This window comes from Amycolatopsis sp. NPDC006131, from assembly GCF_040614175.1.
Taxonomy (GTDB): Bacteria; Actinomycetota; Actinomycetes; order Mycobacteriales; family Pseudonocardiaceae; genus Amycolatopsis_E; species Amycolatopsis_E tucumanensis.
Map to the genome: position 1 here is coordinate 1 of NZ_JBEXTX010000173.1, position 11,771 is coordinate 11,771.

General features: G+C 69.6%; 12 protein-coding genes and 1 pseudogene. 4 read left to right on the top strand and 9 right to left on the bottom strand.

All coding sequences use genetic code 11. From position 1 onward, the window contains the following. Nucleotides 1-154: 154 nt before the first annotated feature. Nucleotides 155-1,021: pseudogene (locus ABZ215_RS41535) on the top strand (IS5 family transposase). 15 nt (nt 1,022-1,036) lie between these two features. Here the strand turns inward: ABZ215_RS41535 and ABZ215_RS41540 are convergent. The 8 genes from ABZ215_RS41540 to ABZ215_RS41575 form a co-directional block, all read right to left on the bottom strand. Beyond that, nucleotides 1,037-2,056 (bottom strand): NlpC/P60 family protein, encoded by a 1,020-nt coding sequence (locus ABZ215_RS41540; RefSeq protein ID WP_354956296.1) that lies wholly within the window; start codon nt 2,054-2,056, stop codon nt 1,037-1,039. A 191-nt stretch (nt 2,057-2,247) separates the two neighbouring features. Next, nucleotides 2,248-3,204 carry a M56 family metallopeptidase gene (locus ABZ215_RS41545; RefSeq protein WP_354956298.1) on the bottom strand — a complete coding sequence of 319 codons (957 nt, stop codon included), beginning with the start codon at nt 3,202-3,204 and terminating at the stop codon, nt 2,248-2,250. Beyond that, the gene (locus ABZ215_RS41550) at nt 3,201-3,563 is read right to left on the bottom strand and encodes a BlaI/MecI/CopY family transcriptional regulator (RefSeq protein WP_354956300.1); all 363 of its coding nucleotides are present in this window, start codon (nt 3,561-3,563) and stop codon (nt 3,201-3,203) included. Before ABZ215_RS41550 ends, ABZ215_RS41545 begins: the two co-directional genes overlap by 4 nt. Before the next feature lie 239 nt (nt 3,564-3,802). After that, entirely contained in the window at nt 3,803-5,047 is a 1,245-nt protein-coding gene (locus ABZ215_RS41555; RefSeq protein WP_354956302.1) for an MFS transporter, read from the bottom strand. Beyond that, nucleotides 5,044-6,171: a PLP-dependent cysteine synthase family protein gene (locus tag ABZ215_RS41560; RefSeq protein WP_354956304.1), complete on the bottom strand. Its 1,128-nt coding sequence runs from the start codon at nt 6,169-6,171 to the stop codon at nt 5,044-5,046. The genes ABZ215_RS41555 and ABZ215_RS41560 overlap by 4 nt, the downstream gene beginning before the upstream one ends. An 83-nt stretch (nt 6,172-6,254) precedes the next feature. Continuing rightward, a complete protein-coding gene (locus tag ABZ215_RS41565; protein ID WP_354956306.1) occupies nt 6,255-6,584 on the bottom strand; it encodes a hypothetical protein in 330 nt (109 codons plus the stop codon). 288 nt (nt 6,585-6,872) lie between these two features. Then, entirely contained in the window at nt 6,873-7,523 is a 651-nt protein-coding gene (locus ABZ215_RS41570) for a DUF305 domain-containing protein (RefSeq protein WP_354956308.1), read from the bottom strand. Between the two features lie 64 nt (nt 7,524-7,587). Next, the gene (locus ABZ215_RS41575) at nt 7,588-7,980 is read right to left on the bottom strand and encodes a hypothetical protein (protein ID WP_354956310.1); all 393 of its coding nucleotides are present in this window, start codon (nt 7,978-7,980) and stop codon (nt 7,588-7,590) included. Nucleotides 7,981-8,112: 132 nt separating this feature from the next. Here ABZ215_RS41575 and ABZ215_RS41580 point away from each other — a divergent pair, with 132 nt between their 5' ends. Then, nucleotides 8,113-8,919, top strand: a complete 807-nt coding sequence (locus ABZ215_RS41580; RefSeq protein WP_354956312.1) for a class I SAM-dependent methyltransferase — start codon at nt 8,113-8,115, stop codon at nt 8,917-8,919. A gap of 7 nt (nt 8,920-8,926) precedes the next feature. On the opposite strand, the gene ABZ215_RS41585 is transcribed toward ABZ215_RS41580, so the two are convergent. Next, nucleotides 8,927-9,691, bottom strand: a complete 765-nt coding sequence (locus tag ABZ215_RS41585) for a methyltransferase domain-containing protein (protein ID WP_354956314.1) — start codon at nt 9,689-9,691, stop codon at nt 8,927-8,929. A 28-nt stretch (nt 9,692-9,719) separates the two neighbouring features. On the opposite strand from ABZ215_RS41585, the gene ABZ215_RS41590 reads away from it, so the two are divergent. Both ABZ215_RS41590 and ABZ215_RS41595 read left to right on the top strand, forming a co-directional pair. Continuing rightward, complete coding sequence (locus tag ABZ215_RS41590; protein ID WP_354956315.1) at nt 9,720-10,139, top strand: MerR family transcriptional regulator; 420 nt, start codon at nt 9,720-9,722, stop codon at nt 10,137-10,139. Nucleotides 10,140-10,236: 97 nt separating this feature from the next. Then, a complete protein-coding gene (locus ABZ215_RS41595) occupies nt 10,237-11,673 on the top strand; it encodes an MFS transporter (protein ID WP_354956317.1) in 1,437 nt (478 codons plus the stop codon). Nucleotides 11,674-11,771 lie beyond the last annotated feature (98 nt).

Consider the following 11,771-nt stretch of genomic DNA (forward strand, 5'->3'; position numbering starts at 1 on the left):
AATCGCCCGCGGACCGGCAGGCCGCGGAGGCACGGGACCAGTGCGAACACCAGATCACCGTCTACTTCAACGGCCGGCGCCGCCTCACTGGGACCCGCCTAGGCCGTGTCCTGTAATTGATCTAGCTGCGGATCTGGTTTGATCTTGGTCCATGGTGGGTCGGGGTGAGGTGACGGATCGGGCGTGGGCGCGGATCGAGCCGCTGTTGCCGCCGGTGTCGGGTCGGGGTCGGCGGTGGCGAGATCACCGGCAGGTCCTCAACGCGATCCTGTGGAAGCTGCGCACCGGCGCTCCGTGGCGTGACCTGCCCGACCGGTATGGGCCGTGGAAGACCGCGCACGAGCGGTTGCGGTTGTGGACCGCCGATGGCACCTGGCAGAGGATTCTGGACGAGGTGATCGTCAAAGACGACTCCGTCGGTGAGGTCGAGTGGATCATTTCGGTGGATTCGAGCGTGGTCCGGGCGCACCAGCACGCTGCTGGCGCCCGGAAAAAGGGGGCTGCACGCCCGGCGTCGAAGACCTCGCGGTCGACGGAGAAGGACTCGGCCGCTCCCGCGGTGGACTGAGCACCAAAATCCACCTCGCGGTCGACGGACGCGGGCTGCCGATGCGGGTGCTGCTCACCGGCGGCCACGCCGGCGACAACCCACAACTCTTACCGCTGCTCGACGGCATCGCGGTCGCCCGGATCGGACCGGGCCGACCACGATGTCGACCCGACGCGGTGGTCGCGGATAAGGCCTACTCGCACCCCTCAACCCGGCAGGCGATGCGGGATCGACGGCTCCGGTTCGTCAGCCCCGAGCGTGAGGATCAGATCGCCCGCCGCGCCGCCAAGGGCTCCTGCGGCGGGCGACCACCAGCCTTCGACCATGACCTCTACAAGCGGCGCAACGTCGTCGAACGCTGCTTCAACCGACTCAAACAGTTCCGCGGTTTGGCCACCCGCTACGCCAAACGCGCCGCCTACTACCACGCCGAACTCAACCATCGCCGCCATCATCCTCTGGCTCCGATGACTTACAGGACAGTGCCTAGCCGACGATGCGTCGAGCCCCGATGTAGTGCCCATCGCCTCGGATGGACCGGACATCGACCAACTGCCCCTCGGTCGGAGCGTCGACCATCTTGCCGTCGCCGACGTACATCCCCACGTGGTGGATGGCGGAAGGGTTGCCGCTGCCGTCGTCATAGAACACCAGGTCGCCCGGCAGGAGTTCACTCTGGGACACCGGCCGGCCCAGCGTGTACTGCATGCGGCTGGAGTGCGGCAACGAGATCCCGGCGGCCCGGTACGCCCACATGGTGAGGCCGGAGCAGTCGAACTCGCTGGGCCCGGCCGCGGCCCACTCGTACTCCGAGCCGCGCTTGGCGAGAGCGGCCTGCAGCGCGGTGTTCGCGGCCCCCGGTGGACCGAGGTAGGAACCGGTGTCCTTGACAGTGCCCATCGCGGCTCGGGTCGCCGGACTGAGCCGCTGGAGAGCGCGCCGCACCTCCACGATCCTGGCGTCCAGGGTCGCCTTGTTCTGCCGGATCTCCTCGGTCAGCCGCGCCGCAGCGTCCCGGGCGGTGGCGGCACGTTCCTGCGCTCCTTGAGCATCGGCGCGAGCCTGGTCCGCGGCGGCCAGCGCGGCGGTCAGCGCGTTGAGCGCACCGTTCTGCTGGTCCGCGATGACGCCGAGGGCGGACATCTTGTCGAGGAAGTTCTGGATCGATCCGCTGGACATCACCGCGGACATGCGGCTCGAGCTCGCACCACCTTGAAAGGCCTCGGCGGCGAATCGGTCCACATCGGCGCGGGCTTGCTCCACGGCTGCGGCGGCCTGCTGCTGGCTCACATTGGCGGCCGCGAGGTCGGCATTGGCCTGGTCCAGCTCGGAATTCCGCCTCGCCAGGTCGTTCTGGGCCTTGAGCAGGTCCTCGTCGGCTTTGCCCGCCTCCTCGGACAGCTGCTCGTACTCGGCTTGGGGATCCGTCGGCGGTTGTGCGTTCGCCACGGGGACGGCGGCGACAATACCGAGGGCCGCGCACAGCGCGAGCCCGCGGCGAGCCATCCGGCCACGTTGATGTACCGCCACGTCGCTCTACCTCCGTTTTCCCGGCCCAGGCCGACGGCGGCCCGGCCGCTTCACTGGTGCGTCCGTTGCGTTCACGGCGCCCCCGAAACGCCGGCGGCCATACTAACGGTGGTAGTAGAAGATCACTCCAAGGGGTGACAGGCCCCACTCAAGATGCACGAAACGCCTCAGGCAATGCCGAGCGGGCAGGCGACCAGGGCGACCGACAGCGTCAGCGCCGTGCCGGCCACGAACGGGAGGACACCCGCGGTGATCCCAGCCGCACCGCACCTCATCATCCGGGGCAGCCCGCGAGAGGGCACGATGCCCTCCTCCAGCCGAGCCAGGCGCACGTCCACAGCATCGCGTGCCATCGCCAGGGCACTCGCCGGAGCGCCACAACCGGAGACGCCGAGCAACGCGGCACGAACTGCACCAGGACCGCATTGCCGGATCGCGGCGACATCGGCGGCGAGTTCGACCAGTTGACGGAGCGAATCAGGCGCCTGACGGAACAGGGGCACGAAGGGCAGCGCGGCGCGCAGCGCGTCCGCGAGAGCGATCAGCTGGTGGTGCCGTCCGGCGAGGTGCGCCTGCTCGTGCAGCAGCACGGCTGTCACGGCGTCCTGGTCCAGATGCCGGCGCAGCCCCTCGGTGGCGACGATCACGCCGCGGCGGCCGCCCATGCTGAAGGCCAGCGGCCGGTCGTGCGTCAGCCACAACGTGGTCGGAACCGCGTCATCCGGCCGCCCCGCGAGCCGGAGCGCGGCCAGGTGCTTCCGCCGGGTTCGCGCCCGGCGCCGGATACCCCGCACACCGACGACGACCAGCCGGCAGGCCAGAGCCGCCAGCACGATCGAACCGAGCATTCCACCCAGCTCTTCCGCGGCCGGTGGCGATCCGTGCTGCAGCGCGTTCCAGCAACTGTTGATCGCGGCGAGCAGCGGCCCGAAGGAGCCGTGGGCCGGCATCAGCAGGAGAACGACACCCGCCGCGGCCGCCAGCACCACCCCGAGCATGGCAAGCATCCAGCAGACGATCAGCAGGACCGGATCGCGCCTGCGCAGATCCAGGGCGCGTAGCCGGCCCGGCAGCAACCAGCCCGCCGCGACCGCGCCGGCGAGCAGGGACAGGGCGGCGATCACTGCCGTCGGGTCTTCCGGCGCAGGCCCTTGCGCAGGACGTCGACTTCCTCCTCCGACACCGACTGGGCGAAGTGCAACAGCACGGCTTCGGGGTCCCCCGAGGAATCGAGGATGCCGCGCAACGCGCGAGCCGCCGCCTCTTCCCGGCCGAGAGCAGGCTCGTACCGGTAGGCCTTGCCATCCAGCTCACGCTGAACCCAGCCCTTGCGGTGCAGGTTGTCGAGGACCGTCATGACCGTGGTGTAGGCCAGCTGCCGGGGTGTGTCCAGCCGCTCGAGAACCTCCCGGACCTTGACCGGCTCCGGGGTTCCCCACAACACGTCCATGACCGCGGATTCGAGGTCACCGAGACCGAACATCCCCACCTCCTCGACTCCGCGATGCCCGACACCAGCTCGTTCAGGATATCGGTTCGCGCGGCACTGCGGTTACCAGGACCAGCGATGACGGTTGCCAATGTCTACTACTTTCCCTAGTATCACCGGCGGTGATCGCGTTCTCCGAGCGCGTACCGCGTGCCCCGGTTCCCCCCTCCCGCGGGCACGCCGGCGGATGCGGGGCCGGCTCACCTCCGCCCCGCATCCGCTCCCCTGCCTGGTCACACCGGCGCCGGCTCCGCTGCAAGCTTCCGGCCACGGTCCAGCAGCCGTAGCCCGAGGGCGCACACGGCGCCCAGCAGCGCCAGCGCCAGCCACGGCAGCTCCGGCCATCCTGCTGTGCGCGCCAAGTCGAACACCGTGCCGGTGAACAGGTTCCCCACCAGGATCCCGACACCGACGATGGTGTTGTAGAAGCCGTAGTGGGTGGCGACGAGGCGCTCGCCGGACAGCCGCACCACGGTGTCCATCTCGAACGGGAAGACGGCCACGGTCCCCAGTGCCACCAGTGCGGCGGCGAGCACGAGCGCGACGGCGCCGGCAACCGATCCCGCACGTGCGGCGGCGAGCGGCGCCACGAAGCCCAGCGCCATTAGTGACAGGCCGATGACCAGGCAGGTCCCTGGTGACCACCGGGCCTTGAACCAGCTGGTGATCCTCAGCTGCCCGACCAGGGCCAGCACGCCGGACACCGCGAACAGGCCGGCGACCAGCGCATCACTTGCCGTCGCCGAGCCGGCGACCCGCCGGGCCTGCATGGGCAGCGCGAGGTAGGTCTGGAACGACAGCACGTAGGACCCGATCATGACCAGCGAGAACAAGACGAAGGTCCGGTTCGCGGCGACGCTGCGCCACTCGCTCAACACGGAACGCCGCTCCCCCGGCTCGGCCTGAACCCGGGGCGGTAGCGCGCGCAGCTGCACGATCGTCAAGACCGCGAAGACCGCCGCGGCCACGAGGCACGTCAACCGGAAGTCCACGGTCGTGAGTGCCAGGCCCACGAGAGGCCCGGCCAGGATGCCGCCCTGGTAGAAGACGTTGAAGACGGCGAACGCCTCCAGACGCCGGGAGCCCGCGTCGGCAGCCAGGTACGCCCGCACGGCCGGGTTGAACAGGGCCCCCGCGAAGCCGGTCGCCGCGGAGGCGACGATCAGGCTCGGCAGCGAATTGACCGCCGCGAGCAGCCCGAACCCCGCCGTGCGCAGGAGACAGCCGGCCACGATCAGCGGCTTGTAGCCGAAACGGTCGGCCAGGGTCCCGCCGATCAGGAACATGCCCTGCTGGGAGAAGTTGCGGACGCCGAGCACGAGGCCGACGGCCCATCCGGCCAGGCCGAGCGGACCGGACAGGTAGCTCGCGAGGTAGGGCATGAGCATGTAGAAGCCCAGGTTGATGGTGAACTGGTTGATCATCAACAGCCGGCTCGGCCGCCCGAACGAGCGGAACTGCTGGACCAGCCGGGTCACCGGGGCACTCCCGCGGTCGTCTCCGCCACGGACACGACGGGGTCCACCACGGTCCGGCAGCGCGTCCACCGGTGAACGACGCGCTCGTCCGGGCTGCCGATGGTGTCCGGTTCCATCGAGGGCGGGGAGTCCAGGAGCCGGTGACGCGCGCAGTAGTCGTCGTTGTACACGGTGTCGAAGTACCTCTGCGGTCCGTCCGGGAAGACGGCGGCCACGCGGACGTCGGGGTCGTGGGTGCGCGCCACCCAGCTGGCCACGAGCGCGACGGCGCCGACGCTCCACCCGCCGCTGGCGTGGTGAGTGGCGGCCAGTTGCCTGCAGGTCCACACCGCCTCGTGCGGAGCGACCCAATGCACCTCGTCGAACGCGTCGTAGTCCACGTTCCGCGGGTGGATGCTGGAGCCGAGCCCGCGCATGAGCCGGGACGCGGCCGGCTGCCCGAAGATCGTCGAGCCCACGGTGTCCACGCCGATCAGCCGGACATGGGGAAAGTGGAGCTGGAGGGCCCGGAAGGTCCCGGCCGAGTGCCCGCCGGTGCCGACCGAGCAGACCAGAACGTCGATGCGCCCGAGCTGCGCGGCGAGCTCGTCGGCCAGGGTGGCGTAGGCCGCGACGTTGTCCGGGTTGCTGTACTGATCGGGGCACCAAGCGCGGCGTTGTCCGTCGAGCAGCTGCTCCACGCGTTCGCGGCGTGCCTGCTGCCACCCGCCTGTCGGATGAGGCTCGGTGACCAGCTCGATCCGGGCCCCGTAGGCGGCCAGCATGCGCTGGACGATCGGTTCCATACCTGGATCGGTGACCAAGGTGACGGGGTGGTCGTACACGATCCCGGCGAGGGCGAGACCGAGCCCGAGGGTGCCGCTCGTCGATTCGACGATCGGAGCACCGTCGGCGAGCTCGCCACGCTCTCGTGCCTTGCTGACCATGTGCAGGGCGGGCCGGTCTTTCATCCCGCCGGGGTTGAAGCCTTCGAGCTTCGCCCAGAACCCCCGGCCCGAGCCGGCGACGGGGTCTTCGATCCACAGAACCGGGGTGTTCCCGACGGCCCGGGCGACGGAGTGGCAGTACGCGCCGGAGGCGTGCAGGCGTGCGGATGGCATGCGTTGCTTGGGCAGAACGTTCATCGAACCTTCGATCTCGTGCGATGCGGATATGAGCAGGCTGCGCCCCCGGACGAGTGCTGCCCGGCGGCTGGCAGAGCTCCTGCTCAGGTACGCGAAAGGCTGAGATCGAGAAGGCGTTGACGCCCGGACCGTCCTGGCGGTCCGGGCTGCCGCGCCGCGGCGATCGCGGCCCCGCAAACTTGCGCCGTCGGCTCGGGGAGGATGATCGCCGAGTCGGCTGGCTCCGGCACGTAGTCGCGGGCGTGGGCGACGGCTGGTGTCGCCGTCGGATGAGCCGAGTGCTCGTGGTGGTCCCCCTCGGGGAACTCGTGCTCCCCGGTGGAGTGACCATGTTCGACCACGAAACCGTGGTCGTCGGTGATGAGGCCGGAGCCCGCCTCCGGATGTGCGCCGGCGACAACCAGCAGTCCCAACAGAATCAGGAGAATTGCTGGCCGACGCCAAGTAGCCGTGCCGGTACGCACAGTCGCGACGCTAGCAGCGCCCGAGGGACGGCTGCCACCGTCCACACTGCCCTTCGCCCGATCGTGTGGCTCGGCGCGATGACATATCCCACAAGCGGCACAACACATTCAGAGATGTGCAACTGTCCCCTTTGGAGGAATCCGCTTACCACTCGCGAGGTGTCGTCCCCGTGAAACGAGAACCGGATGGGGAGCCGTCTTCGACCGCTTCCCCACCCGGTTTGCCCAGCCTGCCGATCAGAGAGTGGTCAGCAGTTGCTGCATCTCGTTGATCTCCGCGGTCTGGTCGTCGATGATGCGCTGCGCAAGCGCCTTCGCGTCGGCGTTCGAGCCGTTGGCCACCTCGGTCCGGGCCATCTCGACCGCACCCTGGTGGTGCTGGACCATCATCTGCAGCCACATCTTGTCGAACTCGGCACCGCTGGCCTGCTCCAGCTTCTGCATGTCCGCGTCGGTCATCATGCCGGGCATCGACCCGTGGTCCATACCGGGCATCGACGACGGCATCGACATCGAGGGCATCGACATCGAGGGCATCGTGCTCGTCGAAGCACCCCACTGGGTGAGCCAGGCCTGCATCTGCTGGATCTCGGGATCCTGCGCCGCCTCGATCCGGCTCGCCAGGTTCTTCACCTGGTCGCTGGCGCTGCGGGTCGGGACCAGCTTGGCCATGTCGATGGCCTGCTGGTGGTGCTTGATCATCTCCTGCGCGAACGTCACGTCCGCGTCGTTGTGGGCCGCAGCCTGAGCAGGAGCGGACGAAGGGGCAGCGGCGCTACTGCTGCCCATGTCCATGCCCGAGTGCTGCTCGTCACCACCGCTGCACCCCGCCAGGATGAGGCCGGCGGTTGCCACAGCAATGCCCGTACCCAGAAATGCCTTCTTCATGCTTCTTCCTTCGGTCGCGTTTGTTGTTCACCTGTCGTTGCTGGCGCGAAACACCGCCAACGCATCACAGGCGCAACACGCAAACCGAGTTCAGGATCTTGCGCCCATCGCGTCTGGGCGGTGGATCCGGCCCTCCGGCCGTCAGCGGGCGCACGGCGAGGCGGGTACCCGCCGTAACGCGAACGAACACCACGGCTGCGAGCAGCAGGAACATCCAGACGGCGGCCTGCCCGAACACCGCGAGGCACTGGTGCAGCACCGCGGCCATATCGGATCCGCCGGGCATCGGATCCGTGATCGAGGAAGGCCCGGCATCGGTGACGGCCATCACGGACGGAGTCATGTGTGATGCACCGCCCACGTGCTGGGCGGGCGCGTGATGCATGACCACCAGCGCGAACGCCACCACGGCGAGCAGCAGCCACCGCGCGGGCAGGCTGAGACGTGCCGTGGTCATGACCCCCACAGTAGCGACTTGCATCGAGCGCGCACCTCGTGACCTGCCACTCGAAACGCGCGACCCGCCGACCACGATAGTACTAGATCCAGTAGTAGAGTTCGGCGATCACACTCGCCGGGAGGTATGGACATGGCTGCGATCGGGGCATTGGCCAGGCGGGCGGCCTCCTTGGGGCGGGACTTCGCCCACCGGGCGCTCGCGACCGCGGGGCTCCGGCAGTCGGAAGCGACCATCTCGCGGGACGCCTCCGAATACTGGGAGGACGCCGGCAGCGAAAGCTGGAAGGCCAACTCGCACTGGCGCGACGCGCCGGTGTTCGCCGGGAACGACCTGTGGCACGAGATCGGCGCGCGCCATCTCACAATGCTCCAGCGTGGCGCGCGGATGGTTCAGTTCGACCGGCCGTGGAAGCGGGTCGTGGAGTGGGGATGCGGCGGAGGAGCGAACGCCGTGCATTTCGCGCCACAGTGCGACGAGTACGTCGGTGTGGACGTCGCGCGGGCCAGCCTCGACGAGTCCGCCAAGCAGGTCGCCGCCTCCTGCTCGACGCCGTTCATCCCCGTCCGGGTCGACGTCGAAAACCCGGAGCAGGCGCTCGCCCTGATCGGCGGGCCGTGCGAGGTCTTCCTGTCGTGCTACGTCTTCGAACTGATCCCGACCCCCGCATACGGTGCACGGCTGCTGCGGATCGCCCGGGACCTGCTGGTCCCGGGCGGCCTCGCACTGATCCAGATCAAGTACGACGACGGCCGGTGGCGCAGCAAATCGCGCCGCCGCTCCTACAAAACAGGCATCGCCGCGATGACGACCTACCGGATCCCGGATTTCTGGCAACTCGCCGAGGACATCGGGCTCACACCGGAGGCGATCGAGCTCGTGCCGGAGAACGAACTCGACAAGCGGTACGCCTACTTCCTTCTGTCCAAGCCGTTCTAGGCGCCGCTCACGGGCGGGTGGCCGAGGCCAGGAACATCGGGATGGCGATGAACAGCCGCCCGTCGGCCGCCCGCTGCTGCTGTTCCGCGAGCCAGACCTCGGCCTGCTCGGCGGACACCGCTCCCGATTCGGCACCGCTGTGCGCCAATCCCGTCACGACGGGCAGCATCGTGGCTTCGGTCAGCACGGCGGTGTGCACCTCGACGCTCACCTCGGTGAACCCCTGGTCCAGCAGCAGGTTGCGATAGCCGCGGGCGGCTCGCGGACTGGCGACGGTGCCGGCACGAGCCTGGACGAGAGCGCGGGTCAGGGCCGGGTCGCCGGAGTCGATCACGAGCGTCTCCCAGTCCTGTCCCACGAGGACGACCCTGCCGCCCGGCTCGAGGACTCGCCACGCTTCCCGGATGGCGCGCCCCGGCTCGGACAGCTCGTGGAAGACCTTGTCGGCCCGATATCCCGCGCAAGTCCCGTCCCCGAGCGGCAGAGCTTCGGCCGTCCCCTGTTCGAACTCGAGTCCGGGCCAGCGCCGGCGCGCCGCGGCGAGCATGGTGTCGCTGGGGTCGACGCCGACGCAGCGAACCCCGAGGCCGGTGAGCTCGGCAACCGCCCGGCCCGCGCCGCACCCGACGTCCACGGCCCGAACCCCCGGAGCGGCACGCAGCAGCTCATAGGTTCGCTGTCGCAGCTCCGCGGCTCCGGGCAGCGCATCGACGGCGTCGAGGACGGAAATCAACCTGGCGACCGGGTCGGCTTGACTCGTGTTGGTGGACATGCTCGCCAGGTTGCGACTTAATGCCGACATGAAGTCAAGCGACGCGACGATGAGCATTGGCGAGATCGCCACTCGCTTCGGGCTGGCCACGCACGTGCTGCGGCATTGGGAAGCGACCGGCCTGCTCAACCCTGCGCGAGCAGGCAGCCGCCGCCGCTACGGGCCGGAGGACCTCTGCCGCGTCGCGGTCATCCTGCGAGCCAAGGAAGCGGGGCTCAGCCTGGACGCCATCCGGGAGATGCTCACCGCCTCCGCACCCGCGGAGCGGCAGGCGATACTCCGCCGGCAACGCGAGGAACTGACCGCACGCATCGCACGCACACAGGCGGCACTCGACCTGATCGAGTGCGCCCTCGACTGCGACCACGACGACCTCGCCCGGTGCCCGCACTTCCTGGCCGTCGTGGCCGAGCGCGTCAGCGGCGCCGGATCCACCCGCTCGATCTAGATCACACTATTACCCCCCGGGGGTACTTGCGCGACCCGGGAACCCGGGGCTACCTTCGCTCCACCAGATACCCCCCATAGGTATAGGAGTGAAGGCAATGACCGCCTCACAACCGAGTTCCCGGCGCTGGTGGGCGCTCGGGTTCATCGCACTCGCCCAGTTCATGGTCATCATGGACACCTCGATCATCGGGGTCGCGCTGCCGAAGATGCAGTCCGACCTCGGCTTCACCCCGGACGGCCTGTCCTGGGTGTTCAACGCCTACGTCGTCGCCTTCGGCGGGCTGCTGCTGCTCGGCGGCCGGCTGTCCGACCTGTTCGGCGCGCGGCGCATGTTCAGCGCGGGCTGGGTCGTCACCCTCGGCGGCTCGGTGGTGGCCGCCCTCGCCGGAACCGCCGGAGTCGAGCTGACCGGCCGGGTGCTCCAGGGGGCCGGAGCGGCGCTGATCGCACCGTCGGCCCTGACACTGCTGATGGTGCTGTTCGGTGAGCGCCCGAAGGAGCTCGCCAAAGCGCTCGCTCTCTACGGGGCGGCCGCGCCTGCCGGCGGCACCGCGGGCGTCTTCCTGGGCGGCGTGATCACCGAATGGTTGTCCTGGCCGTGGATCTTCTGGCTCTACGTCCCGATCTCGCTGATCGCGATCGTGGCCACGCCCGCCCTCATGCCGGCCACCCCGTCCCGCCGCGGCGCCGTGGACGTCGCGGGCGCCGCGGCCGTCACCGCCGGTCTCGCGCTGGCCGTGTTCGCGATCGTGCGCGCGCCGGAGCAGGGCTGGGGATCGGCGGCCACGCTCGGCGCCCTGGCCGGCGGCATCGCACTGCTGGTGATCTTCCTGGCCATCCAGCGGTCCCGGCGGGTTCCGCTGGTCCGGCTCGGCATCTTCCGCACACCTGGCCTCGGCGCCGCGAACCTGGCGCAGCTGCTGCTGGGCGCCGCGTGGATCCCGATGTGGTACTTCCTCAACCTGTACCTGCAGCAGGTCCTCGGCTACGGCGCCTTCGCCAGTGGCGCGGCACTGCTCCCGATGACCCTGCTGATCGTGATCCTGATGGTCGGCGTCGCGCCGCGCCTGATCGCCCGGTTCGGGCCGAAGACCCTGATCGTGGCGGGGCTGTGGGCGCTGGCGGCGGGCCTGGTGTGGCTGTCCTTCGTCCGGCCCACCGGCACGTTCGTGGTCGACGTCCTGCCGGCGTCGCTCGTCGCGGCTCTCGGCCAGGCTTTGGCATTCATCCCGTCCCTGGGCATGGCGATCTCCAGCGCCAAGCCCGAGGAAGGTGGCCTCGCGTCGGGCATCGTCAACACCTCCTACCAGATCGGCTCGGCCCTCGGCCTGGCCGCGATGACCGCAGTCGGCCTCTCGTTCGGCGCGGGCGAAATCGGCAACGCAATCGCCCTCACCGACGGCTTCTCCACCGCCTTCCTCGGCGCCGCCGCCATCGCGATCGTCGGCGGATTCCTCGGACTGGCCACCATCCGCACCGCCCGCAAGGACGCGCCCGCGGCGGCCGACACTCCGGAGGTGAGCAGCCTCTGAAGCCCGCCTGCTGTTCTCCACACCAATGCGATCCCCCGTCGGGGGGGGGGGGGGGGGGTGTGCGGGGGCGCGCCCGCCGGCTGGCTCTCTCCCGTTGG